Origin of the sequence: Actinophytocola sp., from assembly GCF_036378875.1 — a bacterium.
Lineage (GTDB): Bacteria > Actinomycetota > Actinomycetes > Mycobacteriales > Pseudonocardiaceae > Actinophytocola.
In genome coordinates, this window is the sequence record NZ_DASUVO010000153.1 from 182852 (window position 1) to 207828 (window position 24977).

General features: G+C 68.5%; 30 protein-coding genes. 25 read left to right on the forward strand and 5 right to left on the reverse strand.

What is annotated here, in order from left to right:
• Nucleotides 1–181 precede the first annotated feature (181 nt).
• Genes VF106_RS43350 through VF106_RS43360 form a run of 3 tightly spaced genes read left to right on the forward strand, consistent with a single transcriptional unit; the run spans nt 182 to nt 2813 of the window.
• Nucleotides 182–634 carry a DUF983 domain-containing protein gene (locus VF106_RS43350; RefSeq protein WP_330845867.1) on the forward strand — a complete coding sequence of 151 codons (453 nt, stop codon included), beginning with the start codon at nt 182–184 and terminating at the stop codon, nt 632–634.
• Nucleotides 635–661: 27 nt separating this feature from the next.
• Nucleotides 662–1525: an Fpg/Nei family DNA glycosylase gene (locus tag VF106_RS43355; protein WP_330845868.1), complete on the forward strand. Its 864-nt coding sequence runs from the start codon at nt 662–664 to the stop codon at nt 1523–1525.
• Nucleotides 1526–1568: 43 nt separating this feature from the next.
• Nucleotides 1569–2813 (forward strand): histidine kinase, encoded by a 1245-nt coding sequence (locus tag VF106_RS43360; protein ID WP_330845869.1) that lies wholly within the window; start codon nt 1569–1571, stop codon nt 2811–2813.
• A 27-nt stretch (nt 2814–2840) separates the two neighbouring features.
• Here VF106_RS43360 and VF106_RS43365 read toward each other — a convergent pair whose 3' ends face one another.
• The gene (locus VF106_RS43365) at nt 2841–3083 is read right to left on the reverse strand and encodes a hypothetical protein (RefSeq protein ID WP_330845870.1); all 243 of its coding nucleotides are present in this window, start codon (nt 3081–3083) and stop codon (nt 2841–2843) included.
• Between the two features lie 116 nt (nt 3084–3199).
• Between VF106_RS43365 and VF106_RS43370 the strand changes: the two genes are divergently transcribed.
• The 7 genes from VF106_RS43370 to VF106_RS43400 all read left to right on the forward strand — a co-directional run bounded on the left by VF106_RS43370 (nt 3200) and on the right by VF106_RS43400 (nt 9336).
• Nucleotides 3200–4036, forward strand: coding sequence for a S49 family peptidase (locus tag VF106_RS43370; RefSeq protein ID WP_330845871.1), 837 nt, complete (start codon nt 3200–3202; stop codon nt 4034–4036).
• A 56-nt stretch (nt 4037–4092) separates the two neighbouring features.
• Nucleotides 4093–4926 (forward strand): LytR/AlgR family response regulator transcription factor, encoded by an 834-nt coding sequence (locus VF106_RS43375; RefSeq protein WP_330845872.1) that lies wholly within the window; start codon nt 4093–4095, stop codon nt 4924–4926.
• Nucleotides 4923–5351, forward strand: coding sequence for a hypothetical protein (locus VF106_RS43380; protein ID WP_330845873.1), 429 nt, complete (start codon nt 4923–4925; stop codon nt 5349–5351). Before VF106_RS43375 ends, VF106_RS43380 begins: the two co-directional genes overlap by 4 nt.
• 22 nt (nt 5352–5373) lie before the next feature.
• Nucleotides 5374–7167: a sodium/solute symporter gene (locus VF106_RS43385; protein WP_330845874.1), complete on the forward strand. Its 1794-nt coding sequence runs from the start codon at nt 5374–5376 to the stop codon at nt 7165–7167.
• Between the two features lie 62 nt (nt 7168–7229).
• On the forward strand, nt 7230–8243 hold the full coding sequence (locus tag VF106_RS43390; protein WP_330845875.1) for a sensor histidine kinase: 1014 nt from the start codon (nt 7230–7232) through the stop codon (nt 8241–8243).
• The gene (locus VF106_RS43395) at nt 8240–8986 is read left to right on the forward strand and encodes a LytR/AlgR family response regulator transcription factor (RefSeq protein ID WP_330845876.1); all 747 of its coding nucleotides are present in this window, start codon (nt 8240–8242) and stop codon (nt 8984–8986) included. Before VF106_RS43390 ends, VF106_RS43395 begins: the two co-directional genes overlap by 4 nt.
• A gap of 26 nt (nt 8987–9012) precedes the next feature.
• The gene (locus VF106_RS43400) at nt 9013–9336 is read left to right on the forward strand and encodes a hypothetical protein (protein WP_414639199.1); all 324 of its coding nucleotides are present in this window, start codon (nt 9013–9015) and stop codon (nt 9334–9336) included.
• A 178-nt stretch (nt 9337–9514) separates the two neighbouring features.
• Here the strand turns inward: VF106_RS43400 and VF106_RS43405 are convergent, their stop codons facing one another.
• The gene (locus VF106_RS43405; protein WP_330845878.1) at nt 9515–9814 is read right to left on the reverse strand and encodes a hypothetical protein; all 300 of its coding nucleotides are present in this window, start codon (nt 9812–9814) and stop codon (nt 9515–9517) included.
• A gap of 285 nt (nt 9815–10099) precedes the next feature.
• Between VF106_RS43405 and VF106_RS43410 the strand changes: the two genes are divergently transcribed.
• On the forward strand, nt 10100–11806 hold the full coding sequence (locus VF106_RS43410) for a sodium/solute symporter (RefSeq protein ID WP_330845879.1): 1707 nt from the start codon (nt 10100–10102) through the stop codon (nt 11804–11806).
• On the opposite strand, the gene VF106_RS43415 is transcribed toward VF106_RS43410, so the two are convergent.
• Entirely contained in the window at nt 11779–11994 is a 216-nt protein-coding gene (locus tag VF106_RS43415) for a hypothetical protein (RefSeq protein ID WP_330845880.1), read from the reverse strand. The two genes, VF106_RS43410 and VF106_RS43415, sit on opposite strands and share 28 nt — an antisense overlap.
• 78 nt (nt 11995–12072) lie before the next feature.
• Here VF106_RS43415 and VF106_RS43420 point away from each other — a divergent pair, with 78 nt between their 5' ends.
• From VF106_RS43420 to VF106_RS43435, 4 genes are all read left to right on the forward strand, one after another.
• Nucleotides 12073–12897 (forward strand): helix-turn-helix domain-containing protein, encoded by an 825-nt coding sequence (locus VF106_RS43420; protein WP_330845881.1) that lies wholly within the window; start codon nt 12073–12075, stop codon nt 12895–12897.
• An 8-nt stretch (nt 12898–12905) separates the two neighbouring features.
• Entirely contained in the window at nt 12906–13100 is a 195-nt protein-coding gene (locus VF106_RS43425) for a DUF397 domain-containing protein (RefSeq protein ID WP_330845882.1), read from the forward strand.
• Between the two features lie 136 nt (nt 13101–13236).
• Complete coding sequence (locus VF106_RS43430; protein WP_330845883.1) at nt 13237–13572, forward strand: DUF485 domain-containing protein; 336 nt, start codon at nt 13237–13239, stop codon at nt 13570–13572.
• Nucleotides 13569–15218 (forward strand): monocarboxylic acid transporter, encoded by a 1650-nt coding sequence (locus VF106_RS43435; RefSeq protein WP_330845884.1) that lies wholly within the window; start codon nt 13569–13571, stop codon nt 15216–15218. The genes VF106_RS43430 and VF106_RS43435 overlap by 4 nt, the downstream gene beginning before the upstream one ends.
• A 51-nt stretch (nt 15219–15269) precedes the next feature.
• Here VF106_RS43435 and VF106_RS43440 read toward each other — a convergent pair whose 3' ends face one another.
• Complete coding sequence (locus VF106_RS43440) at nt 15270–15659, reverse strand: SgcJ/EcaC family oxidoreductase (protein WP_330845885.1); 390 nt, start codon at nt 15657–15659, stop codon at nt 15270–15272.
• Nucleotides 15660–15761: 102 nt separating this feature from the next.
• On the opposite strand from VF106_RS43440, the gene VF106_RS43445 reads away from it, so the two are divergent.
• Genes VF106_RS43445 through VF106_RS43470 form a run of 6 tightly spaced genes read left to right on the forward strand, consistent with a single transcriptional unit; the run spans nt 15762 to nt 20254 of the window.
• Nucleotides 15762–16268, forward strand: coding sequence for a SigE family RNA polymerase sigma factor (locus tag VF106_RS43445; protein WP_330845886.1), 507 nt, complete (start codon nt 15762–15764; stop codon nt 16266–16268).
• The gene (locus VF106_RS43450; protein ID WP_330845887.1) at nt 16261–17172 is read left to right on the forward strand and encodes a hypothetical protein; all 912 of its coding nucleotides are present in this window, start codon (nt 16261–16263) and stop codon (nt 17170–17172) included. Before VF106_RS43445 ends, VF106_RS43450 begins: the two co-directional genes overlap by 8 nt.
• A gap of 43 nt (nt 17173–17215) precedes the next feature.
• Nucleotides 17216–17554 (forward strand): rhodanese-like domain-containing protein, encoded by a 339-nt coding sequence (locus tag VF106_RS43455; RefSeq protein ID WP_330845888.1) that lies wholly within the window; start codon nt 17216–17218, stop codon nt 17552–17554.
• Between the two features lie 2 nt (nt 17555–17556).
• Nucleotides 17557–18447, forward strand: a complete 891-nt coding sequence (locus VF106_RS43460) for a DUF4328 domain-containing protein (protein WP_330845889.1) — start codon at nt 17557–17559, stop codon at nt 18445–18447.
• A gap of 43 nt (nt 18448–18490) precedes the next feature.
• Nucleotides 18491–19363 (forward strand): peptidase associated/transthyretin-like domain-containing protein, encoded by an 873-nt coding sequence (locus VF106_RS43465; protein ID WP_330845890.1) that lies wholly within the window; start codon nt 18491–18493, stop codon nt 19361–19363.
• A gap of 54 nt (nt 19364–19417) precedes the next feature.
• Nucleotides 19418–20254: a DinB family protein gene (locus VF106_RS43470; protein WP_330845891.1), complete on the forward strand. Its 837-nt coding sequence runs from the start codon at nt 19418–19420 to the stop codon at nt 20252–20254.
• Here VF106_RS43470 and VF106_RS43475 read toward each other — a convergent pair.
• Nucleotides 20232–21428 carry a cytochrome P450 gene (locus VF106_RS43475; RefSeq protein WP_330845892.1) on the reverse strand — a complete coding sequence of 399 codons (1197 nt, stop codon included), beginning with the start codon at nt 21426–21428 and terminating at the stop codon, nt 20232–20234. The two genes, VF106_RS43470 and VF106_RS43475, sit on opposite strands and share 23 nt — an antisense overlap.
• A gap of 32 nt (nt 21429–21460) precedes the next feature.
• Between VF106_RS43475 and VF106_RS43480 the strand changes: the two genes are divergently transcribed.
• The 4 genes from VF106_RS43480 to VF106_RS43495 all read left to right on the forward strand — a co-directional run bounded on the left by VF106_RS43480 (nt 21461) and on the right by VF106_RS43495 (nt 24977).
• Complete coding sequence (locus VF106_RS43480) at nt 21461–22255, forward strand: glycerophosphodiester phosphodiesterase (RefSeq protein ID WP_330845893.1); 795 nt, start codon at nt 21461–21463, stop codon at nt 22253–22255.
• A gap of 10 nt (nt 22256–22265) precedes the next feature.
• Nucleotides 22266–23207: a DUF5926 family protein gene (locus VF106_RS43485; protein ID WP_330845894.1), complete on the forward strand. Its 942-nt coding sequence runs from the start codon at nt 22266–22268 to the stop codon at nt 23205–23207.
• Between the two features lie 454 nt (nt 23208–23661).
• Nucleotides 23662–24174: a SigE family RNA polymerase sigma factor gene (locus VF106_RS43490; protein WP_524535875.1), complete on the forward strand. Its 513-nt coding sequence runs from the start codon at nt 23662–23664 to the stop codon at nt 24172–24174.
• Nucleotides 24174–24977, forward strand: a complete 804-nt coding sequence (locus tag VF106_RS43495) for a hypothetical protein (RefSeq protein ID WP_330845896.1) — start codon at nt 24174–24176, stop codon at nt 24975–24977. The genes VF106_RS43490 and VF106_RS43495 overlap by 1 nt, the downstream gene beginning before the upstream one ends.

Consider the following 24977-nt stretch of genomic DNA (forward strand, 5'->3'; position numbering starts at 1 on the left):
CGGCGCCTGACAACGCCACCCCTGATACGCCATCATTTCAGTTGATGTTGCCGGTGAGCACTGTTCGAAACAGGCCGACGAGCCGTACCTCGTCCAGGTGAGGGACGTTGCCAACGGAGGTCGGCCGGACTTTTGAACAGTGCTCAACAGCTCGGAGGCAATTGAGATGATGGAGCGCGTTGTGCTTGACCCCGACGGGCACAGGTGGACTCTGCGTAGCCAGATGGAGTGGCGTCAGCCGGACGACGTCGACGACTTCGAGCACGACGTGAGCGCGAGCAGCACGTCGGCGTTCGTACTGTTCGGGCTGATCATCGTGCTGGCCGTGGTGCTGGTGGTGGCGATCCCCGAAGACGTCGTCGCGCCGTGGAGTGGCCGGATGCTCTGGCTGGGCTTACTGATCGTGCTCACGATCCTGTTCTTCCCGACCCGCTGGGCGCTGCGCCGGCCGTGGCGCGTTGTCGCCGAGACCGGCGACAACGGCGAGGGCGAGCCGGTGGAGCGGTGGGTCGGCTCGGTGCGGGGCGTGTTCACCGTGCGCCAGCAGCTCAGGCAGGTCGCGCGAGACATCCACGTGGACGGGCACCCCAGCATCGAGGGACCGCTGCAGCCCGTCGTCGAGCCCGTGGCGTAACCGAGGAAATCGGACAAGACTGGGGCCGTGCCAGAACTACCCGAGGTTGAGGCGCTTGCCCAGCACATCCGCGAGCACGGAGTCGGCAACACGGTGGCGCGGGTCGACGTGGCCTCGCTGTCCGTGCTGAAGACCGTCTCCCCGCCATGGACCGAGCTGCACGGCAAGAAGGTGACCGGCGCGGGCCGGCACGGCAAGTTCCTCGACCTGGACGTCGAAGGTCTGCACCTGATCATCCACCTGGCCAGGGCAGGCTGGCTGCGCTGGGCGGACACGCTGTCCGCGGCGCCGCCGAAGCCGGGCAAGGGCCCGCTCGCGTTCCGCGTGCACCTCGGCCCACCCGGTCAGGGGCCCGGCTTCGACCTGACCGAGGCCGGTACGAAGAAAGGCCTGGCGGTGTGGATCGTGCAGGACCCGACGGAGGTGCCGGGCATCGCGGCACTGGGGCCGGACGCGCTGGCCATCACCAGGGACGAGCTGGCGGAGCTGCTCGCCGGCCGGACCGAACGGTTGAAGAACACGCTGACCACGCAGAAGATCCTCGCCGGCGTCGGCAACGCCTACTCGGACGAGATCCTGCACATGGCGAAGCTGTCCCCGTTCGCGACCGCCGGCAAGCTGTCCGAGGAGCAGCTCGACCGGCTGTACGAGTCGATGCGGGAGATCCTGACCAGCGCGGTCGATCGTTCGGTCGGCCAGCACGCGGCCCGGCTCAAGGGGGAGAAGCGATCGGGACTGCGGGTGCACGGCCGGACGGGCATGCCGTGCCCGGTCTGTGGCGACACCGTGCGGGAGGTGTCGTTCGCCGACAAGGCGTTCCAGTACTGCGCCACCTGCCAAACGGGGGGCAAGCCGTTGGCCGATCGGCGGCTGTCGAGGCTGCTGAAGTGACCCCTCCTTGCCAGATGGCCTCTGCTAGCCGGAGCATTGACGAGTGACTGACCTGTTGACCGAGAACGTCATCGTTATCGGGCTCGCGATACTCGCAGTCATCCTCCTGCTCACGTACGTCTTCAAGTCCAAGAAGTCGGACCGTTCGGTGGACGAGGCCGTGCTCGACGCGGTGCAGCGGCTGTCCAAGGCCGCGCCCGCCATGCGCAGCGGCCTGACCGAGGAAGCCGCCGACCTGACCGTGAAGCACCTTCTGGAGATGCTGAAGTGCGTGGCGATCGGCATCACCGACGGGGAGGGCCACCACTTGTCGTGGGCCGGGGGGGCCAACGAGCACTACCCGGACCTGACCGGCGCCATCGACGTCGCGATCCGCGACGGCCAGCGCGCGCACATCCACCACACGAACCTGAGCTGCGCCCGCCGCGGCCGCTGCCCGATGCGCACGGCCGTGATCGTCCCGCTGATCTCGGACGGTCAGGTGGAGGGCACCCTGATCGTGGTGGGTGGCGTCAACTCGAAACGGCTCATCCGCGCCGCGGACGAGGTGGCCCAGTTCGTCTGCAGCCAGCTGGAGCTCGCGAAGCTCGACGAGTCGAAACAGCAGCTGGCGAAGGCGGAGGTGCGGATGCTGCGGGCCCAGATCTCCCCGCACTTCCTGTACAACGCGCTGAACTCGATCAGCTCCCTGATCCGGACCGACCCGGAACGGGCACGAGACCTGCTGCAGGAGTTCGCGGACTTCACGAGGTACTCGTTCCGCACGTCGGGCCAGTTCACGACGCTGGCCGAGGAGCTGCGCAACATCGACCGCTACCTGACCATCCAGAGCCAGCGCTACGCCGAGCGGCTCAACGTGCGCATCAAGATCGCCCCGGAGGTCCTGTCGGTCGTGGTCCCGTTCCTGGTGCTGCAGCCACTGGTGGAGAACGCCGTCCAGCACGGCATCTCCCCGAAGCCCGGCGGCGGCACGGTCACGGTCGTCGCGCAGGACAACGGCAACGAGGCCCTGATCAGCGTCGAGGACGACGGCGTGGGCATGGACGCCGACCGCCTGTTCGCCGACCTGCGAGACGCCCACAAAACCGGCTCCCACGTCGGCATCGGCAACATCAACCAACGCATGCGCCAGGTCTTCGGCGACGAGTACGCCCTGATGGCCGAAACCGCCCCGGGCGCGGGCATGAAGGTCATCCTCCGCGTCCCGAAGTTCTTCCCCGGCGTCCGCCCCGACCTCCCCCAGTTCGGCGAGGAAACCGAGCCAAAAGCAAGCCAACCAGCCAGCTGACCTGCCCGCATGTCCCGAATGGCACCCTCAGCACATCGGCCGCGCTGGCTGCTTTGACCTTCGCCAGTACACGCGGCCTTCCACGAGGTCCGCGTCCATGCCCACCGAGTACGGATCCAACGTCCAGCACGGGGGCGCCCCCGGAGCGGGTGACCGGTACGACCCCTGGTCGACGGAGCCGAACACCGTCAACCCCGGCCGGGTCCACTCCGCGTACAGCCGCCGCTCCACCCACGCGCATGCCGCCGCGCAGGTCGCGAACTCCGCCACGTCGATTTCCGAGATTCGTGACTCATCCCCTACACCGAGCCACGCCCGCCAGCGTACTTCGGTCCCCATACAGAACATGAGCAGACGGACCCGCGACGGATACGTAGGGTTGGCACATGAGTGTCACCGAGAAGCTGACCGCCCGCCTGCCCATGAGCCGGGCCACGGCGAAGCCCGTCGTCGCGGTGGTCAAGTTGCACGGCGTGATCACCCCGACGCCATCGCCGCTGGCTGCCCGGGGCACGATCAACATCAACACGGTCGAGCAGGCCCTGACGAAGGCGTTCGACCACGAGCGGCTGAAGGCGGTCGCGCTCGCCATCAACTCGCCGGGGGGCGCGCCGACGCAGTCCGCGCTGGTCGGGGAGCGGATCCGGGAGCTGGCCGACCGCAAGAAGGTGCGCGTCATCGCGTTCTGTGAGGACGTCGTGGCGTCCGGCGGCTACTGGCTGGCGTGCGCGGCCGACGAGATCTACGCCCACTCCTCCTCGCTGGTCGGTTCCATAGGTGTGGTCAGCGCGGGTTTCGGATTGAATGGTCTTCTTGAACGGGTCGGCGTCGAGCGTCGTGTTTACACCGCGGGGGCGCACAAGGTTCGCCTCGACCCGTTCCAGCAGGAGAAGGACGAGGACGTCGAATGGTTGAAGGGCCTGCAGGCACAGCTGCACGAGCAGTTCGTGTCCTGGGTGAAGGCCCGTCGCGGCGACCGGCTGACCGACGGCGAGGACCTGTTCACCGGCGAGGTGTGGACGGGTGCGAAGGCCAAGGAGCTCGGTCTCGTCGACGGCCTTGGCAACCTTCGGACCGTGCTCTCCGAACGTTATCCGGACGCGGAGCTCAGCGTGGCCGAGCCCAAGCGACCGCTGCTGGCGAGGCTCGGCTTCGGCGGCGCGACGCAGTCGCTACTCACCGCTATCGAGCACCGCGCCCTCTGGTCCCGCTTCGGACTTTGAGCTTCGTCACTCGCGAGGAGTAACGCCATGGACAACCCATCCCGTCAATCGGCAAGATGCTGTTCACCGTGAGTACTTCAGCGAACACACCTGGTCTCGTCATCCTCGCAGTGGACGACGAGAAAGACGGCATGGATCTCATGGTCGAACGGCTGGAGGCCAACCGCTACGTGCGGAAGGTCATCAAGGCCTTCGACGCCACCGAGGCACTGCGCCATCTCGGCAGTGACGACGAGGACCTGGTCGCGCGCCGCAACGCCGGCAAGCCGATCGTCGACGCCGTCTTCTCCGACCTCAAGATGCCCGGTCTGACGGGCATGGAGATGGCGAAGGTGCTGGCCGGCTTCAAGCCGTCCCCGGTGCTGGTCTTCATCACCGGCCACGGCGAGGGCAGCGACGCGGTCGAGGCGTTCGACCTGGGCGCGGTGGACTTCATCCCGAAGCCGTGCGACCAGAACCGCATGGACCGGGCCGTCCAGCGGGTGATCTCCAAGCTGCGTGGCGACGGGCTGATCGGCGAGGCAGCGCAGGTTGCGTCCGAGCCGGCCGACGACGAGGTCATCCCGGTGGAGCTCGCCGGCAACACCAAGCTCATCCCGCGTTCGTCGGTGCGCTGGGTGGAGGCGCAGGGCGACTACGCCCGCCTGTTCACCACCGAGGGCTCCCACCTGGTGCGGATCCCGCTCGCGCAGCTCGAGGAACGCTGGGAGAAGGCGGGCTTCGTCCGGATCCACCGCTCGTACCTGGTGCCGATCAACCTGATCACCGAGCTGCAACTCGGCGGCAACGGCTACCACGTGGTGATCGGCGACGAGGAGCGCAAGCTGCCGGTCAGCCGCCGGCACACACGTGAGCTGAAGGACCGGATCGTGCGGCGCGGCGGGTTATGAGTAAGCACACGGCCGGTCCGGGGCGGGAGGAACAGGGGGGGCGGCGGGCGTACTCCGATCCGCCGTCCAAGACCCGCCGCAAGCGGGTCGTGCTGGCCGACTCACGCGCACCTGTCACCCGGCTGCGTACGGTGGTCGAGCTGGAGGAGCAGACGAGCTACGGCGAGGAGCTGGTCCGCCAGCTCATCCGTGAGCAGCTGAAGGACGCCACGCTGGCCTGGGGCACGGTCGTGCTGATCTTCCTGGCGTTGCCGGCGTTGTTCTTCCTCGTCCCGCAGCTGTCCGAGGTGACCGTCGCTGGTGTCGGGCTCCCGTGGCTGGCCCTCGGTCTTCTGCCGTTCCCGCTTTTGTTCGTCGCCGGCTACTGGTACAACCACAGGGCCGAGCGACACGAACGGGCGTTCGTGGCGATGGTGGAGAAGTAGTAGCGACACGAAGTAGGACCTGGTGAGCGCACATATCTGGGCCCTTTCGGGGGTCCTTGCGATCACCGTGACGACCTTCCTTGTCGGTTGGCGTGCCTCCCGGTTGGCCAGCACCACACAGGACTTCCTGGTCGCCCGTCGCACGGTCCGTTCACGTCGCAACGCAGCCGCGGTGTCCGGTGAGTACCTGTCGGCGGCGTCGTTCCTCGGTGTCGCCGGCCTGGTGCTGAAGGACGGCGCCGACGCCCTGTGGTACCCGGTCGGCTTCACAGCCGGCTACCTGGCGCTGATGCTGTTCGTCGCCGCGCCGCTGCGCCGTTCCGGCGCGTACACGGTCCCGGACTTCTGCGAGGCCCGCCTCGGCTCGCGTGCGTTGCGCGGGCTCGCCGCCGTCTTCGTGGTGTTCATCGGGATCCTGTACGTGGTCCCGCAGCTGCAGGCGGCCGGGCTGGCGCTGTCGAACGTCGTGCCCGGTGCGCCCACCTGGTGGGGTGCGGCGGGGGTGGCGATCGTCGTGATCGTCAACGTGTTCGGCGGCGGCATGCGGGCGATCACGGTGGTGCAGGCGTTCCAGTACTGGTTCAAGCTGTTCGCGATCGCCGCGCCGACGTTCGTCCTGTGCGTGGTGTTCATCGGCAAGGGCGGTCTGCAGAGCAGCGAGATGACCGGCCTTGCCGAGGAGTTGCCGCCCACCTTCACCTCCGCCGCCACGATGACCGTGCAGACCCCGGTCCTGCTGCAGGTCGACGAGACGGTGAAGTTCGCGGCCCGCGGCACGATCGACGACGACCCGGTGGACGGTTCGGTGTACTGGACCGCCGGGGAGACGCACGAGGTCGACGCCGGCACGACGTTGAGCTTCTCGCAGGGCTCGTCGGTGCCGGTGGTCGCAGGCGCGCCCGTGGACAACGCCAACTGGTTCGCCCCCGTCTCCACGAGGGACGACCTGTTCGCCACGTACTCGCTGATACTGGCGCTGTTCCTGGGCACCATGGGCCTGCCGCACGTGCTGGTCCGCTTCTACACCAACCCGGACGGAAGAGCGGCCCGGCGCACGACGCTGCACGTCCTGGTGCTGCTGTCGCTGTTCTACCTGTTCCCGATCATGCTCGGCGCGCTGTCCCGGCTGTACACGCCGGAGCTGCTGGTGACCGGCAGGACGGACACGGCGGTGCTGCTGTTACCGACCAAGATCGCGCCCGGTCTCTTGGGCGAGATCCTCGGGGCGATCACCACTGCAGGTGCCTTCGCGGCGTTCCTGTCGACGTCGTCGGGGCTGGTCGTGAGCGTGTCGGGGGTGCTGTCGACCGACGTGCTGCGGGGGCGGGTCCGTGACTTCCGGTTCGCGACCGCGGTCGCGGGCGGTGTGCCGCTGGCGCTGGCCATCGCGTTGCGCCAGTCGGACATCTCGCTGACCGTCGGCATGTCGTTCGCCCTGGCCGCGTCGACGTTCAGCCCGATCCTGGTGCTCGGCGTGTGGTGGCGGAAACTGACGTGGGTCGGCGCGGTGGCGGGCATCGTCGTCGGCGGCGGCCTGGTGCTGACCGCGCTGGTCATCAGCACGATCAGCGGCCTGACCGGTGACTGGGCACCCGGGGTGATCGACCAACCCGCGTTGATCACCGTGCCAGCGGCGTTCCTCACGGTGATCCTGGTGAGCAAGATGACGCCGGCGAAGATCCCGTCCGACGTGGCGCAGATCCGCCTGCGCATGCACGCCCCGGACGGCCTCGGCCTGACGCGCGACCGCGCGGTGGCGAGTTTCGGCACGGCGGAGGAACGATCCCGATTGGCGGACGGTCGCCATCGCAAGTGATTAAGGCCATGTCCGCCACTAGCATCTAGGCGGACCCGGTCACGGACGATGTGGAGCCCCTCATGTCGATGTCGGTGCTGAGCATGGCACGGCACATCGCCGGGGACCTGAAGGACGGCCTGAACGGTGTGGGTGTGCGTTCGGCGGCCCGTGGGGTGCGCCGCCTGCTGAACGCGGACTTCGTCGGCCTGGCGGATCTGTCCGGCGACGTGGTGTGGGCCCCGGCCGAGCCGCCGTTCATCGTCGACGCGCACGCGCTGGTCGAGAAGGTGCTGCACAGCGAGACCAAGGAGGGCCGGTCCCCGCTGGTGGCGGTCCCACTCCACGTGCACCACGAGCTGGCCGGCGTGATGGTGGTCGCGGGCGCCAGCCGGCGGGCGGCGGTCCGCGAGGCGTCGACGTGGATCGTCGAGGCGCTGGAGCGGGGCCGGCTGGAGGCGTCGGCGGAGCAGGCCGCGCAGGCGGAGCTGCGGGCACTGCGGGCCGAGATCTCGCCGCATTTCGTGTACAACGCGCTGACGGTGATCGCGGCGCTGGTCAGCTCGGAGCCGGACCGGTCCCGCGAGTTGATGCTGGATTTCGCCGACTACATCCGTTACAGCCTGGCCAAGCGCGGCGAGTACACCACCGTGGCCGACGAGTTCCACGCGATCGAGACCTACCTGGCGCTGCAACGCGCGGTGTTGGGAGATCGACTGCAGGTGCAGGTCCGGGTGGCTCCGGAGGTGCTGGCGGTGGCGCTGCCGTATCTGGTGTTGCAACCTCTGGTGGAGAACGCGGTCCGCCACGGCATCGAGCCCCGCACGGGCACCGGGCACGTGCAGATCCGCGGCGAGGCGGAGGGCAACGACTGCGTGATCAGCGTGGAGGACGACGGCGTGGGCATGGACCCGGCACTCGCGGAGGCCGTCCTGGCCGGCAGAGGCGGCACGGACAGCGTCGGCCTGGCCAATGTGGACCGGCGCCTGCGGCACGTCTACGGTCCGTGGTACGGACTGGTCGTGGAGACCGCGGAGGGCGAAGGAACCCGAGTGGTGGTCCGCATCCCGAGGTTCCAACCCGGAGTGATGCCATGACCCTGTCAGTCCTGGCGGTGGACGACGTACCACCCGCCCTGGCGGAATTACAGCGCCTGCTGTCGGCCTCCCCGGACGTGTCCGAGGTGGCGACGGCAGGCGACGCGCTGACCGCACTCCGCATGATCCAGAACGATCACTTCGACGCGGTGTTCCTGGACATCTCCATGCCGGGCCTGGACGGCCTCGAGCTGGCGTCCCTGATGGCCCGCCTGAACGAACCCCCGGTCATCGTCTTCGTGACGGCGTTCGAGCAGCACGCGGTCGCGGCGTTCGGCATCGGCGCGGTCGACTACCTGCTGAAACCGGTGCGAGCGGAACGCCTGTCTGACGCGTTGGCGAGGGTCAACCGGCTGCTCGCGAAACCGGCGTCGGAAGCGCCGGACACGATGGCCGCGCTCCCTGTGGAGTCGGACGGTAGGACCCGCTACATCCGCCGCACGGAGGTCAGCTACGTGGAAGCCCACGGCGACTACGTGCGGCTACACGCGGTGTCCGGTGTGCACGTGGTGCGCATGCCGATCTCCCGCCTGGAGGAGTACTGGGCGCCGGCCGGGTTCGTGCGGGTGCACCGAAGCTTCCTGGTGGCGCTGGACGCGGTCCGCGAACTGCGAAGCGACTCGGTGGGCGGCCTACTGGCACACACGGACCTGGGCGACGTCCCCGTCTCCCGGCGCCATGCCCGCGACCTCCGCGAGAAGCTGCTGATCGCGGCCAAGGCCGGACAACTGGACCGGCGCTGATGCCGGGCCACAAGCGCGTAGCGGTCATGAGCCCGCAAACCCGCCTGGCCCACTCCCGCCGCCGGGCCCGAGGCCGCTGGCGCGTCCCCCAACTGGACGCCGCGGGCGAGGCCCGAGCCGTCGAACTACACCACCGACAACTCCGCCTGGCGGTAGCACCCCTGGCCCTCCTGTTCGCCGGCATCCTGGGCCTTCCCCTGCTGTTCGCGCTCGTCCCGGCCCTGGACACGATCCGCGTACTGGGCATCCCGCTGTCGTGGCTGGCGCTGGCGGTCCTCCCGTACCCAGCCCTGGCACTACTGGCGGGCTGGCACCTGAGAAGAGCCGAACACACCGAGGACACCAAGTGACCGCGCGAGTCGCGCGTTCAGCCCCCGCGAGTCGCGCTTTCGGCCCCTGCGAGTCGCGCTTTCGGCCCCTGCGAGTTACGCGTTCAGCACGGGCGTTGGCCGCATCCGCCGGGTCCCGAAAGACGCGTTCGGGACATCGCCGCTGTCTCGAAGGACGCTTTCGGGTCGTTGAACGTCATCAGCGCGTCTTTCGAGACAGCGCCGGTGGCACGCCGGGCTTCCCTGGCGATGTGGTGAAGGACGCCTTCCTCACCGTGGGCGTGAGGAAGGCGTCCTTCGGCGCGCGGACCCCGCCCGCGAAGCGGGCTTCGCTCGCCGCGTGGACACCGCTCGCCGCGTGGACCCCGCCCGCGAAGCAGACCCCGCCCGCGAAGCAGACCCCGCCCGCGAAGCGGGCTTCGCCCGCCGCGCGGACACCGCCCGAAAAGCGGGCTTCGCCCACCGGCCCCACAGAACCACGCGCGAACAGCATGATCATCGGTGGCTCTGGGTTCAACGTCCTCAATGACACCCTCGGGACATCGGCCGCCAGCGAGCGAGCTGCCCCCCGCCCGCCGTTGACGCCCCCGCCCCCATGGGCTCCGAGCTGCGGCGCAGTGCACGCCACCGCGGTTGTCCACAACCACACGAGTTGTCCACAACCAAGATCATCACCCCCGCCACTGTCACCCCCCACCGGTAGACTGGCCCAGGGACGCCCCCCGGGATCGGGTGGGGGCGGGCAGAACACTTATACGCGCCGCGGATTGCTTGGTGGCGGCTCGTGATTCTCGCTTTTGCTGTCGCGCCTGTTGTGCTCGTGACCCTGCTTATCGGGTTGCGTGGAGTGGCGGCCATGCGGACCACCTCTGATTTCCTTGTCGCTTCCCGGCGCGTGAGTCCGCTGCTCAACTCGGCCGCGGTTTCCGGTGAGTACCTTTCCGCCGCGTCTTTTCTCGGCGTGGCCGGGCTTGTCGTCAAGGACGGGATCGGGTCGCTCTGGTATCCCGTCGGATTCACCGCCGGTTACATTGCCATGCTCGTGCTCGTCGCCGCGCCTATGCGGCGGTCCGGTGCACTCACTGTTCCGGATTTTGCCGAGGCGCGTCTTAATTCGCCCGCCCTCAGGCGAGTCACCGCCGCGGTGATTCTGGTTATCGGCGGTCTGTATCTCGTTCCGCAGTTCCGTACCGCCGGGCTCGTGCTTTCCGCCGTGACGAACTCGCCGTACTGGGTCGGTGTCGTCATCGCCGGCACGGGTGTCGCCATCACGCTCGCCCTCGGCGGCATGCGGGCGGCCACCTACGTGCAGGCCTTCCAGTTCGTCCTCAAACTCGTTCTCTTCATCATTCCCGCGGTCTGGCTGCTCATCCAGATCACGCCGCAGATCCGCCACGAAGCCCTGCACCCCGCCGAGTTCACGCGTTTCGCCAGGGAAACCACGATCGAGTTCAAAATAGGCACGACGCTCGAACTCGACGAACCCCTCAACGGCAGGACGGGCACCTGGGAAGTCCCGCAGGGCACCACCGTCACCTTCCCCAAGGGCGCCGCCGTACCGGAAGTCGTCGGTGAGGCCCGTCCCGGCGGCGACGGCTGGGCCCGCCCTCTCCTCGACCTCGCCAACGCCGGGCACCCGCTCCTCGGCACCTGGGCGCTCGTCGTCGCGCTCGCGCTCGGCACCATGGGCCTGCCGCACGTCATCATGCGTTTCCACACCAGCCCCGACGGCCGCGCCGCACGTCGTACCGCCGCGTTCACCGTCGGCCTGCTCGGCATCTTCTACCTGTTCCCCGGCATCTACGGCGTCCTCGGCCGGGTGCTCGTGCCGCAGCTCTACCTCAACGGCGCCACCGACACCGCGGTCGTCGCCCTGCCCGCGCAGGTCGACCACGGCTGGCCCGGCTCGATGTTCACCGCCCTGCTGACCGGTGGCGCCTTCGCCGCGTTCCTCGCCACGTCGCTCGGGTTGCTGCTCGTCGTCTCCGGCGCCATCTCCTACGACCTCCTGCCCGGCGGGCTGAGGCGCCTCCGGGTTACCGTGGTCGCCGCCGCCGCGGTGGTCGTTCTCCTTGCCCTGCAAGCGATCCGGCTCGACGCGGGCATCCTCGTCACGTGGGCGTTCACGGTCGCCGCCTCCACTTTCTGCCCACTGCTCGTGCTCGGCATCTGGTGGGCACGCCTCACGGTCGCCGGCGCCATGTCCGGTGTCGTCGTCGGGTTGCTGACCTCGTCGGGCGCCATCACGGCGACGCTGTTGGGACTTCCGGTCTCCGGGTGGGTGGCCATCCTGGTCGCCCAGCCGGCGCCGTGGTCGGTGCCGTTGGCGTTCCTCACGATGGTCGTCGTGTCGCGGCGCGGCCGGCCACCGGTGTGGGCACGGCGGGCCATGCTTCGCTTGCACCTCAACGAGGATCGCGAGCAGACACCCGCCGACCGGCTCGGGGTGCTGCGGGAGAGCGCTCAGTCCTCCCAGACGAGCCGTAGCTGAAGCGTCCTGCCGTATCGCCGCAACGCGGACTCCGCATTCCGGTGCAGACCGAACACGGTTTGGTTGGTGGCCGGGTCACGGCAGTAGGTCACGGCTTCCTGTTCGTTCGGGGTCGTGATCTCCATTCCCCACGCGAACACCATTTTCTCGTCCTCGGCACTGACCAGAGTGAAGAGTCGTCCTTTCATGGCATTTCAGTATCCGAACGAACTCGCCAGCCCTGGGTTTCCCAGCATTGGGTCGACCAGCTGCGATCATGTGACGTCGTGGGCAAGCGAGCACCGTTTCTACGACGCAGGCTGGGACGCCGACTGCGGGAGATCCGCGAGGAGGCCAACTTCACGCTGGCCGAGGCGGCCAAGCGGTTGGACAAGACCCGCAGCGCCCTGCAACGCATCGAAACAGGTGTCACGCGAGCGGACGTCCATTTCATCCGGTCCGCCATGGACGTCTACGACATCTACGACGAGACGCTCGTCGAGCAAGCCCGGGAGGCCGCGAAACCGCCGTGGTTCCGCGCCTACGGCGTCGAGGACATGGGTTACGTGGATGTCGAGACGTATGCCGCGTCGGTAAGGGAGTTCTCGGGCCTCAAACTCCCTGGCCTACTGCACACCGAGGCATACATCCGCGCGTCGTTCGCACACAGCCGCAGACGTCGGACACCCGAGCAGCTGCACAACGACATCGAGGTTCGGCTGATTCGCCAGGAGCGACTGACCAGCGAACGCGACCCACTGGAACTGTCCGCGATCATCGACGAGTCGGCCCTACGGCGGGACTTGGGCGGACCAGAGGTGATGCGAGAGCAGCTGCGACACTTGGTCGAGGTGGCCAACCTGGAGAGCGTCACCCTGCAGGTGCTGCCACTCAAGGCGCACAGCGCCCTGGACGGCGGCTTCATCCTGCTGTCGTTCCAAGATCGCGACGAACCAGACCTGCTCTACGTCGAGTACGTCACTGGAGCGCTTCACATTGAGGAGGATCCCGAGGTCCAGGCCTGTAGACTGAAGTTCGATCGGTTGGGCGTCGAAGCATTGAGCCCGGACGACTCGGTCGCGCTGATGAAGCGCATCGGCCAAGAATGGTAGAGGCGGACATGTCGACAGACCTCACGCGACTTGCCTGGCGAAAGAGCAGCTGGAGCAGCCAGGACGGCAGCAATAGCGCATGCGTTGAGGTCGCGAATACCGAACACTGCGTAGCCGTCCGTGACTCTAAGTCCCCCAATAAGGGGTCGCTCATCCTGCCTAATTCTGGTTGGACGTCTTTCCTGCGCGTCACCAAAATGTGACCTCTGCCACTCGTCGCGCAATCGCACCGTTCGTCGACCGCTCGTCGTGCGACTAGACGGTTGATCCTCGACGGATTCACGCCGCGTTAACACCTTCCTAGGGTCGTAGCACCATGTTCACTTCCCTGGAGGCGCCGTGAGCACCACCGACCAGGGCCCACCCGGGCCCGACTGGGAGACGGTTCAGCAGAGCGCTGAATTCACCCAGCTGCGTCGCCGGCTGCGTAACTTCGTGTTCCCGATGACCATCGCGTTCCTCGCGTGGTACCTGCTGTACGTCCTCCTGTCGGACTACGCCCACGGCTTCATGAGCACCAAGGTCTTCGGCAACATCAACGTCGGGCTGATCTTCGGGCTGCTGCAGTTCGTGTCCACCTTCCTGATCACCAGCCTGTACGTGCGCCACGCCAACAAGAACCTGGACCCGGTGGCCGAGAAGATCCGCGATGACATCGAGGGAGGTGCTCGATGAGCGCGCCGGTCAACCTGGCTCAGGGTGTCGAGGGCAGCGAGCCGTGGCTCAACATGACCATCTTCGGGCTGTTCGTCGTGGTCACGTTGTTCATCGTGTTCCGCGCGAGCCGCTCGTCCAAGACGGCGGTCGACTTCTACGCGGCCGGTCACTCGTTCACCGGCGCGCAGAACGGTGTCGCGATCTCGGGTGACTACCTGTCGGCGGCGTCGTTCCTCGGTATCGCCGGCGCGATCGCGCTCAACGGCTACGACGGCTTCCTCTTCTCGATCGGCTTCCTTGTCGCGTGGCTGATCGCGTTGCTCCTGGTCGCCGAGCTGCTCCGCAACACGGGCAAGTACACGCTCGGTGACGTGCTGAGCTTCCGGATGCGGCAGCGTCCGGTCCGGGCCGCCGCCGCGACCTCCACGCTGGTGGTGTCCTTCTTCTACCTGCTGGCCCAGATGGCCGGTGCGGGCGGCCTCGTCGCCCTGCTGCTTGGCATCGAGAACACGGCCGGTCAGGCGCTGGTGATCGCGGTGGTCGGCGTCATCATGATCGTCTACGTGGTCATCGGCGGCATGCGCGGCACCACGTGGGTGCAGATCATCAAGGCGGCGCTGCTGATCACCGGTGCCCTACTGATGACCGTGTGGGTGCTGGGCAAGTACGGCCTCAACCTGTCGAGCCTGCTCGGCGACGCGGCTGACAAGGCCGCGAGTGCCGCGACGCCCAAGGACGTGCTCGCCCCGGGCGCCCAGTACGGCCTGACCGGCACGACACAGCTCGACTTCGTGTCGCTGGCGCTCGCACTGGTGCTGGGCACCGCCGGCCTGCCGCACATTCTCATGCGCTTCTACACGGTGCCGACCGCGAAGGAAGCCCGGAAGTCGGTTGTCTGGGCGATCTGGCTGATCGGCATCTTCTACCTGTTCACCCTGGTGCTCGGCTACGGCGCCGGCGCACTCGTCGGCCCGGCGGAGATCGCGGCGGCACCTGGCGGCCAGAACTCCGCGGCCCCGCTGCTCGCCTTCGAGCTGGGTGGCACCGTGTTGATGGGCATCATCGCGGCGGTGGCGTTCGCGACGATCCTCGCCGTGGTCGCCGGCCTGACGATCACCGCGTCGGCGTCGTTCGCTCACGACATCTACGCGAACATCATCAAGAAGGGCGAGGCCGACGACAAGGCCCAGGAGGTCAAGGTCGCCCGCATCACGGCATTCGTGATCGGCGCGGTCGCGATCGTCGGTGGCATCCTGGCCAACGGCCAGAACATCGCGTTCCTGGTCGCACTGGCGTTCGCGGTGGCGGCGTCGGCGAACCTGCCGACGATCATCTACTCGCTGTTCTGGAAGCGGTTCAACACCCAGGGCGCGCTGTGGAGCATGTACGGCGGTCTGATCATCTGCGTCGTGCTGATCATCTTCTCGCCCGCAGTGTCCGGCAAGCCGGTGAACCCCGCGACCGGCAAGAGCCCGTCGATGTTCCAGAACGTCGACTTCCACTGGTTCCCGCTGGACAACCCGGGCCTGGTGTCGATCCCCGCGGCGTTCCTGCTCGGTTTCCTTGGCACGATCCTCTCCAAGGAGCGCACCGACAAGAAGTACGCGGAGATGGAGGTCCGCAGCCTGACCGGTGCCCATGCCGAGAAGGCCGTGGCCCACTAGCCACCTCTGCCGAACGGCCCTCCGACAACGGCGTCGGAGGGCCGTTCTTTTCTATTTGGGCACCAGCGTGTTCTGGCGGGCCTTGACCAGCCAGCGGCCGTCCTCCCTGACCAGGACGTACAGCGCGCTCATCGCGTGGTCCAGGTCGATCGGATCGCCGTCCTCGGTGATCGCGAACGCCTCCTTGTGGACCAACGCCACGTCGGGCCGGACGAACCGCACGTCCCGCACCTCGTAGCGCGCGTACTGGTCCTTCAGCGGCCCCGCGAGCCCTTCCTCACTGGCCTTCATGATCTCTTCCCGCCCCACCAGCCGGACGCCCATGGCGCTGACGACGGCCGCGTCCTGGGCCAGATGTTTGTTCATCAGCACGGCGTCGTTCGCGTTGAATCCCCGCTCGACGTCCGCGATGACCTGCTTGATTTCCTCCAGATCGCTCACTCTTACAAGACTCGTACCTCGACCGCACAAGAGGTCAACATTGGCGTGCAACCCTGTCCTCATGATCGGCGTAGAAGGGGTGGACATGAGGAGGTCGGAGGGGTGCGAGGGCGTGATCAGGAGTTCGCCGAGTTCTTCTCGGCGCGCTTCGAAGGGGCTCGGCGGATCGCGTATGCCATGTGTGGCTCGTGGCCCGACGCGGAGGAGATAGCTCAGTCGGCGTTCGTGAAGATGTATTCGCGCTGGACGAAGATACGGATCGAGACGGTGGACGCGTACCTGCGTACGGTGCTGACCAGGGTCTTTCTGGACACCAAACGCCGAGGTCGGGCCCGGGAGCAGATCGTCGCGGAGCTGCCGGACATGATCGCGCCCCCGGACGCCGGGCCGGCCGAGCGAATGGCGTTACGCGCTGCGTTGTTGACCGTGCCGCCGGGGCAGCGGGCGGTGCTGGTGCTGCGTTTCGTCGCCGACCTCTCGGTGGAACAGGTCGCCGAGACACTCGGCTGTTCCGCGGGCACGGTCAAGAGCCAGACCTCGCGTGGCCTCGCGGCCCTGCGAGCCGCCTACGGCAAAGGCGAGATCAACCTGGAGATGCGGGGTGCGTGAGATGTTCGACGACGACGCGGCGCGCCGGGTGCTCCAGGCGCTCGCCGACGACCCGGAACCCCCGGTCGAGACCACGTTCGACCAGGTGCTGCGACGGGGACGGCGCCGGGTGTTCATGCAGCGGGCCGGTGCGGTCGCCGGTGTGGTGGCCGTGGTCGCGGCTATCGGGGTCGGCGCGCTGATACTGCGGCCCGGTGACTCGTCCGGGAACGGTGTGCGGGTCGCCGACTCGCCGACCGCGCCGACTTCGACGTCCGCGGGGCCGGAGTCGACCAGGACGACCGAGAGCACGCCCCTGGCTCCTACTGCCGTGTTGCCCGGCTGGGCGGTAGTCGCGCCGATCGAAGGGCTCGAATGCACAGTCGCGGTGATAGGGCCGGGCGAACCGGACATCGTGTTGCGGCCGGAAGAGACGGTGAAGGACGTCTTCGTCGAAGCGATCGCCGACGTGCGCCAGTTGCCGCCGCTGACGGCCACCTCCGAATGGCAGATCACCTCGGCGAAGAACTACGGACCTCGTGGCTACGTCACCGTGAAGGTGCCGATGGACAACGGCAGCGGCCAGCTCCAGTTGGAGACGGGACGGTTCGGCGGCACACCCGAGGAAGCGGCCAACCTCGACATTTTCGGGTACGGACAATGCGAGCTGCCTCAGCGGCGTGTCCTCGCCGATGGCACGGTGCTGCAGCTCTACACGGCCGAGAGCGGGGAGCAGCCGACCCAGTTCCTCAATGTCTATGAGCCGGACGGACGTTTCTACAACATCACGTCGGCCGGCTACAGCGAGGACGACGCGGTGCTGGTCGGCGAGAGCAAGACGTACGTGGGCGGGCGCGGCAAGCTGCCGACCACTCAGGAGCAGCTGGCAGACATCGCGGAGAGGTTCGTGACAAACCTGTACTGACTCACACGCGTTCTACGGGCGGACATGGCAGCATCGTGTCGTGATGCCACAGCAGGTGCCCACCGTGTCCGTGCCGGAGCTGCCGGCCGCGCTGCCCGAGGGGGTGACGCTGCTCGACGTGCGCGAACCCGACGAGTGGGCGGCCGGTCACGCTCCGGACGCGATACACATTCCCATGGGCGACATCCCGTCCCGTCTGGACGACCTGCCGGCCGACAGCGAGGTATTCGTGGTGTGCCGCAGTGGTGGTCGTTCGGCGCGGGTGACCGCGTACCTGAACGCGAACGGCTGGGACGCGAAGAACGTCGAGGGCGGCATGCAGTCCTGGCAGGCGGCCGGCCGGCCGATGACCAGCGACAGCGGCGCGCCGACGGTTCTGTAGACATGCAGCGCCAGCGGTGGATAGCGACGGTGCCTCCGGGCGGCGGCCGCCGAACCCGCGTGCGCCGAAAACTGCCGTATCTGGGCCCGCCCTCGTACGGCACGCCCCCGAACTGGGGCTTCCCGCCGCTGGCGTGGCGCTGGCCCACGGCCGTGCCGGGCACCGTGGTCGAGCAACCGGTGACGGTCGACCGTGTCCGCTCCGTGGCCGGCCACGCCTCGTCCATGATGTGGGCCCTCGCGGGCCTGGCCGTGATCGCGGCGGCCGGCGAGGTGTGGCGGTACGTGCTGTTGCTGCGCAGCAGGACGGGAGCGCTGTCGTCCGGCCTCGTGACGGCATCCGACGCTCTGGTGGGCATCGCGGCGATCCTGACGATGGCGTTCGGGCTGCTGGCCGCGGTGGTCACCCTGTGGTGGCTGCATCTCGCCAGGCACGCGGCCGCGGACCTCGTCGACGAACGCCTGGCCCGCTCCGACGGGCAGGTGCTGGTGTACCTGCTGTTCCCGGGCCTGAACCTGGCCATGGCGGGCGTCATCCTGGCCGAGCTGGAGCACCAGATCCTCCGCCGCCCGGCCGACCAACGCCCAGAGCCGACGAATCACGTGAAGATCTGGTGGGCGACGTGGGCGGCGTCCGGCCTGCTCTTCGCCGTCACCGTCCTGTGGCGTTTCCGCGACTCGGTACAGGCCCGAGCGGACGGCGTGGTGCTGAGCGCACTGACCGACCTGTCCGCGGCCGGCTTCGCGGTACTGACCGCACTGATGATCCGCCGCCTGGTCATGCTGCTGGCCCCGATCGACTCGACCACGGTCCGGTACCAGCGTGTCGTCCGGGTGGAAGGCGCACCGGAACCCCCACTCCGCGCGGTGAAGACACTCCCGTCCCGCCGCTGATCGCCTGCTGCGGGCCGCCTGGACTCGGCTTATGTTGTGACCCATGACGCGCTACGAAGGTCGTCCACTGCCCCGGCCGGATGAGGAGATCGTCGACCAGGGGCTGGGGTTCGACATCGGCACGCTCCTGAGCCGGCGGCAGACGTTGCGCGCGCTCGGCCTGGGTGCCGTCTCCATCGGACTGGTGGCGTGCGGTGACGACGACACCGGCTCGTCCGCCACGACCACCTCGGCGTCGACGACCACCACCACGACGAGCGCGGCGACCTCGTCGGGCACGGCCGTGACCGAGGAGATCCCCCAGGAGACCGCGGGTCCGTACCCGGGCGACGGCTCCAACGGTCCGGACGTGCTGGAGCAGAGCGGCATCGTCCGCGCCGACATCCGGTCCAGCTTCGGCGACTTCAGCGGCACCGCGGAAGGCGTGCCCATGACGCTGGAACTCACCATCTACAACCTGGCCGAGAACAGCGCCCCGTACGAAGGCGCCGCCGTCTACGTCTGGCACTGCACCCGCGAGGGCGGCTACTCCCTCTACTCCCAGGGCGTCACGGACCAGAACTATCTGCGTGGCGTCCAGGTCGCCGGCCCGGACGGCAAGGTCATGTACACGAGCATCTTCCCGGGCTGCTACTCCGGGCGCTGGCCGCACATCCACTTCGAGGTCTACCCCGACCAGGCCACCATCACCGACGCCGCGAACGCCCTCACCACCTCGCAGGTCGCGCTGCCGGAGGACGTGTGCAAGGAGGTGTACGCCCAGAGCGGCTACGAACAGTCCGTCAGCAACCTCGCCAAGGTCAGCCTCGCGACCGACAACGTCTTCAGCGACGACCAAGGCGTGCACCAGCTCGCGACCGTCAGCGGCGACGCCTCGAACGGCTACACCGTCTCGCTGGGCGTGGGGGTCGGCTAGCTTCGCACACTCGGAGAACCGGGCAAGCGCCGTCCGTCGCTAACGTCCTTGTACATGCCCATCACCAACGAGCGATGGCAGGCCACCCGGACGGCCGTCGCGGCGACCGCCACGCGGTTCGTCGAGTTGGTGGCGGCGAGTGACCCGCGAACCATGGCCACGGCGGACTGGTCGGTGGCCGACACCGCCGCCCACGTGGCCACGATCGCCTTCATGTACACGCACATCGTGCGGTCCGACGAGCCCGCCATCCCCGCGATCCAGGAACAGGTCCTGGCCACCAGCGTGGACACCGTCGCCGATCTGAACGAACGAGCGCTCGAGTTGTTCGGAGAGCGCGACCCGGCGACACTGGTCGAGCGGCTGCGCGCGGACGTCGTCGAGATCCTGCGGGTCACCGAGACGCTGGACCCGGCGACGGTGGTGACCTGGCTCGGCGACTCGAAGGTCCCGATCGCCGGCGTGCTCGCCCACCTGGTCAACGAGCTGCAGATACACGGCCGCGACATCGCTCGCGCCACCCGCACGCCGTGGCCCGTCCCGCCGGCGGACGCCGCGCTGTTCTTCGAGGTCTTCTTCGTCGAGCTGATCCGGCACGGCGTCGGGCACCTGCTGGACAACGACGAGCCGCCGAGAGCCCGGCGGATCGCGGTGAGCTTCCGCTCGCGCCACACCGCGCCGGTGACCATCGTGCTGCACAACGGTCAGGTGTCGGTCGAGGAGCCGGGCGAACCCACCGACGTGCGGATCTTCTTCGACCCGCCGACGCTCAACCTGATGATGTTCCACCGCGTCGGCAAGGCCCGCGCGGCGCTCACCGGCAAGGTGATCGTCTCGGGTCGCCGCCCCTGGCTGCTCCCGGCCTTCCTCAGGACCGTGCGTTGTCCGTGACCGGCAGATTCCGCAGGCCGCGGATCACGAACTCCGGCCTGCGCTCCGGCTCACCCGCCAGCCGCAACCCCGGCAGCCGCGTGATCAACGCCTCCAGCGCCGCCTCGATTTCCACCCGCGCCAGCGGGGCGCCCACGCAGTAGTGGATCCCCGCGCCGAACCCCAGGTGCGCGTTCGGCGTGCGGCCGACGTCGAGCACGTCCGGCGACTCGAACACCAGAGGGTCCCGCGCCGCCGCCCCCAGCAGGGCCGCGATCTTGTCGCCGGGACGCAGCGGGTAGCCGGCGACGACCGTGGGTGCCGTCGCCGTTCGTTCGAACAGCTGCAGTGGCGCGTCGAACCGGATCAGCTCCTCCACGGCCGTCGGCAGCAGTTCGGGGGAGTCGACCAGGCGAGTCCATTCGGCACGGTGTGTCAGCAACGCGAGCATCCCGTTGCCGATCACGTTCACGGTCGCCTCGTGGCCGGCCATCAGCAGCAGGACGGCGGTGCCCACCAGCTCGTCGTCGGAGAGCCGGTCGGTGCCGTCGCGGACCGCCACAAGATCGCTGATCAGGTCCTGGCCGGGCGCCGAGACTCGTTGCGCGGCCAGCCAGCGCAGGTAGTCGACGAACTCCTGGGCAGCGGATTCCGCGGCGGCCGCCGCCGGTGCCGGGAGGGCGTACTCGTACATCTTCACGATCGCGTTCGACCAGGGCTGCAGCCTCGGCCGGTCCGCGACGGGCACACCGAGCAGCTCGGCGATCACTTCGATCGGCAGCGGCGCGGCGACGTGGGTGAGCAGGTCCGCCGAGCCGTCGGCCGCGATGGCGGAGGCGAGCGAGGACACCAGCGAGTCCGCGATCCGCCGCACCGCGGGCCGCAGACGTTCGACGTGTCCGCGCGCGAACGCCGTCGAGATCAGCCGCCGCAACCGGGTGTGGCGGGGCGGCTCGCTCTCCAGCAAGGAGTTCTGGTGCAGCAGGTTGAAGGCCACAAAGGACGATGCGGGCTCCTTGTCCCTCCACAGTCGACCCGCGGACCGGTTCCGCAGCACTTCGGAACAGGCCGCGTGCGACACCGCGACGGCCAGTCCGAGCTCCTCGTGCCAGTGCACCGCCCCGGCGGCTCGCAGCTTCGCGAACTCCGGATACGGATCAGCGAGAAACGCCACATCCCGTGGGTCGAAGACCATGCCGCCACGGTAGCTGTGCGATGATCCCCGCCGTGCAGCCCGATGTTGTCGCGCACCGGGGTGCGTCCGCGCATCGGGCCGAGCACACCGTGGCCGCCTACGCGCTGGCCATCGAGCAGGGCGCGAACGGCCTGGAGTGCGATGTCCGCCTCTCCCGCGACGGTCACCTGGTGTGCGTGCACGATCGCACGGTCAACCGCACGTCCTCCGGTCGCGGCGTCGTCTCCACGCTCACGCTCGACCGTCTCTCCCAACTGGACTATGGCAGCTGGCATCCTGGCCTGCCGGAACACGCCGACGACCTCGTGCTGAGGCCACCCGACGACTCGGCACGCGGCGTGCTCACGCTGGAGTCGTTGCTCGAACTGGTGAAGGTGTCACCGGGCGTCAGGTTGTTCGTGGAGACCAAGCACCCGGTCCGCTACGGCGGGCTCGTAGAGGCGAAGCTCGTGGCCCTGCTGCGCCGTTTCGGCATGGCCCGGCCGAGGTCCAAAGAGGACTCGCAGGTCGTGATGATGTCGTTCTCGTCGCGCGCGGTCCGGCGGATCCGGGGCCACACCGACACCCTGCCCACCGTGCTGTTGCTGGACCAGCTGTCGGTCACCCGCTGGGACGGCACGCTGCCGCCGTACGCGGACCACACCGGTCCTGGCGTGCACATCCTGCGCAACGACCCGGACTACGTGGCGCGGGCCCGCTCCCACGGCAACGACACGTACGTCTGGACCGTGGACGAGCCGACCGACGTGGCACTTTGCGCGAAACTGGGTGTCCGCTTCCTGGCGACCAACTCCCCGGCCACGACCCGCGACCTGTTGAACCGGTAGCGTTCGCTTCATGGCCAAGCGTTCCGCCGTGAAGAGCAAGAAGACCACCGACGGCATCAACCCGAGACAGGCGTGCCCCTGTGGTTCCGGCAAGCGGTACAAGGCGTGCCACGGTCTTACGGGTGGCCCGATCGAGGTGCCGGTGGGCCGTCCGTTCGAGGGTCTGGCAGGCGAGTGCGAGCTGATCGCGCTGCGTGAGTTCGTCCCGTCAGCGACCACCGCCCTGACGTTGACGGTCGACACCGACCGCACGGTCACGCTGGCGACGGTCCTGCCCATGGCCGCGGCGGGCCTGGTCCGCGCGGACGGCAGCGCGCTGGTGGGCCTGCAGGTGCAGACCCGGTCGAGCGACGTGAGCCGCGACGTGGCCCGCGCCCTGCGCTGGGTGCTGGAGGCCAAACCAGGCGATGTCCTGACCGTGGTGGGCCCGGAAACGGAAGAGGGCGACCGGGAACGCCTGCAGGACATGATCGACCCCAAGGCCGAGCTGGAACCGACCCTGCACGGTGACTTCTCGTGGTGGCTGCCGGAGGGCGAGGAGCCGTCCGGCGAGGTGGCGCTGTCCCTGGAGCGGGCGAACCAGGCGATCATGCCGACGGAGCGCATCGGCCCGGCGGCGTACTGGGTCGACGCGGGGGACCGTGCCCACCTGCGCTGGGTCCGCCCGGAGCCGGAGGAGAAGCTGCTGCTCGCGCTGGCCAGGCTGTCGGCGCGCGGCGAGCTGGGCCTGGGCGAGGGCTCCCGGTACGCGGGCTCGTTCCGCGCCCACGGCGTCCTGGTGCCGGTCTGGGATCTGGACCGCGAGCAGCACGCCCGCGAGTGGACCAAGCCGGCGGAGGAGCTGGGCACCCGCCTGGACGAGGCACTGGCCTCCCTGGAAGAAACCCCGCTGACCAGCGAAGAACGCCGAGCTCGCGACGGCCTGATAGGCCGCCAGGTAACAATCCGCTGACCCCCGGGCGGCCTCCGGCCCCCGTTACCCAGCCTAGCGGCGACCACCGACATTCCAGTGGCCGCGACCAACCACCTGTGGACAACCGCGCGTGTCCAACGCTCAGGACCCGCGTGTCCAACAATGTGGACCCCTGAGTTCAACAGTTCGGACACGTGACTGACTTGTCGAACTCACCGGTCCCGCGCGTTGGACACGCGGGTCTGTGCCGTTGGACACGCGGGCGCTGTGGACAAGCGCGGCCTCGCACGCCGAGACTGTCGGTGCTCCATGAGAGGCTGGACCCGGGGGCCGGAGGCCACGGCCGCCATCCGTGATCCTGGGGGTTCGCGGCGGGATGCGGTCACCGCTGTAGGAATTGCGCGCAAAGGGCAACGATGAGGCAACCTTTTGCGTCTGGGCGGTGTGTACCTGACACGGGGGCCGATGTCATCCCGGAGGGAGGCACGATCATCTGGGCTGGGGAAGTGGAGCCACTGCGGTGGACGATTTCGCTGACTTCGTGCGAGAGGCACTGCCGGGGCTGCTCCGGTACGGCCACATGCTGACAGGCAACCCGCACGACGCGGCGGACCTTGTCCAGACCGTGCTCGAGCGGATCGGGGCCCGCTGGCAGACCATCGCGCGCAAGTCCGGGGATCCCGTCGCCTATGCACGCAAGGCGATGGTGAACGCGCATGTCAGCCGCTGGCGTCGGTCGCGGAGGGAGAGCCTCCTGGCGGAGCTGCCCGACGCGCCGGCCGCCGCTCACGACGACCCGTTCGAGAACGAGCCGTTGTGGGATGCGCTACGCGGGCTACCGCCGAGGCAACGCGCGGTGCTGGTGCTGCGTTATTACGAGGAGTTGTCGGAAACGGAGATCGCGGCTGCGCTGGGGGTCAGCCGCGGCACGGTGAAGAGCCAGACGAGTAAGGCCATGGCGCATCTGCGGAGCAGGCTGGGTACCTCGGTCGGGGGAGGTGCCTGATGGACCTCGACGGCGACCTCGACGCTGAGCTGCGGCAACTGTTCACGAGCGACCAGCTGGACGTGGCGGTCCGGGCGGACGCCGAGCAGGTCATCGTGACCGGCGCCCGCCGGATTCGCCGACGCCGGATCGCGACGGCGACGGCGGGTGGGGTGTTCGCGGTCGTTGCCGTGATCATCGGTGGCATCGTGTTGACCGGCGGCAACCCCGACGCCATGCCACCCGCGACCACCAAACCCGCACCACCGCCGGCGGCCACGTCCATCGAGGGCACGACGACGTTGCCCGCGGCGTCCAGCGCCGCGGCGCCACCCCTGGGTGGCACCACGACGACCGTGACGAAGACGCCGAAGGCGCCGGTCACCACCAAATCGACCGAACCCGGTCCGCCGGACCTGAACTACGCGGTGCTCGGCCCGACCGGCATCGGTCAGCTGGAGCTGGGGCAGACCCTCGAGGAAGCGCAGGCCACCGGGCAGCTGGGCGAGGTTGTCGAGGACGGCGGCCCCGACGGCTGCTCCACCTACAAGCTGGCCTCCCGCGCCGCCGGGGAGGTGTACGTGGCCGGCACCGTGCAGGCCATCGACGTGCGACCGGCGCAGACACCGGAGGGTGTCGGCCCCGGCTGGTCGGTCAAGCACGTCAAGACCGTGTACTCCGAGGTCGACGAGACGTTCGTGAAGGACAACGGGGAGATCCTCGTGTCGGTGCCGGGCAACCAGTCAGCCCACTACCGGCTGAAGTTCGCCGACGGCCTGGTCACGGGCGTGTCGCTGCAGGCCGCCGACCGGAGCTGTTTCTAG

Bases quoted from the DNA above. Each gene is read 5' to 3' on its own strand.
- VF106_RS43455 (WP_330845888.1), top strand. From the start codon at position 17,216: ATGCCACAGCAGGTGCCCACCGTGTCCGTGCCGGAGCTGCCGGCCGCG.
- VF106_RS43460 (WP_330845889.1), top strand. From the start codon at position 17,557: ATGCAGCGCCAGCGGTGGATAGCGACGGTGCCTCCGGGCGGCGGCCGC.
- VF106_RS43375 (WP_330845872.1), top strand. From the start codon at position 4,093: ATGCTGTTCACCGTGAGTACTTCAGCGAACACACCTGGTCTCGTCATC.
- VF106_RS43475 (WP_330845892.1), bottom strand. From the start codon at position 21,428: ATGGTCTTCGACCCACGGGATGTGGCGTTTCTCGCTGATCCGTATCCG.
- VF106_RS43380 (WP_330845873.1), top strand. From the start codon at position 4,923: ATGAGTAAGCACACGGCCGGTCCGGGGCGGGAGGAACAGGGGGGGCGG.
- VF106_RS43415 (WP_330845880.1), bottom strand. From the start codon at position 11,994: ATGAAAGGACGACTCTTCACTCTGGTCAGTGCCGAGGACGAGAAAATG.
- VF106_RS43405 (WP_330845878.1), bottom strand. From the start codon at position 9,814: ATGATCATGCTGTTCGCGCGTGGTTCTGTGGGGCCGGTGGGCGAAGCC.
- VF106_RS43390 (WP_330845875.1), top strand. From the start codon at position 7,230: ATGTCGATGTCGGTGCTGAGCATGGCACGGCACATCGCCGGGGACCTG.
- VF106_RS43400 (WP_414639199.1), top strand. From the start codon at position 9,013: ATGAGCCCGCAAACCCGCCTGGCCCACTCCCGCCGCCGGGCCCGAGGC.
- VF106_RS43370 (WP_330845871.1), top strand. From the start codon at position 3,200: ATGAGTGTCACCGAGAAGCTGACCGCCCGCCTGCCCATGAGCCGGGCC.
- VF106_RS43465 (WP_330845890.1), top strand. From the start codon at position 18,491: ATGACGCGCTACGAAGGTCGTCCACTGCCCCGGCCGGATGAGGAGATC.
- VF106_RS43435 (WP_330845884.1), top strand. From the start codon at position 13,569: ATGAGCGCGCCGGTCAACCTGGCTCAGGGTGTCGAGGGCAGCGAGCCG.
- VF106_RS43425 (WP_330845882.1), top strand. From the start codon at position 12,906: ATGTCGACAGACCTCACGCGACTTGCCTGGCGAAAGAGCAGCTGGAGC.
- VF106_RS43495 (WP_330845896.1), top strand. From the start codon at position 24,174: ATGGACCTCGACGGCGACCTCGACGCTGAGCTGCGGCAACTGTTCACG.
- VF106_RS43395 (WP_330845876.1), top strand. From the start codon at position 8,240: ATGACCCTGTCAGTCCTGGCGGTGGACGACGTACCACCCGCCCTGGCG.
- VF106_RS43485 (WP_330845894.1), top strand. From the start codon at position 22,266: ATGGCCAAGCGTTCCGCCGTGAAGAGCAAGAAGACCACCGACGGCATC.
- VF106_RS43470 (WP_330845891.1), top strand. From the start codon at position 19,418: ATGCCCATCACCAACGAGCGATGGCAGGCCACCCGGACGGCCGTCGCG.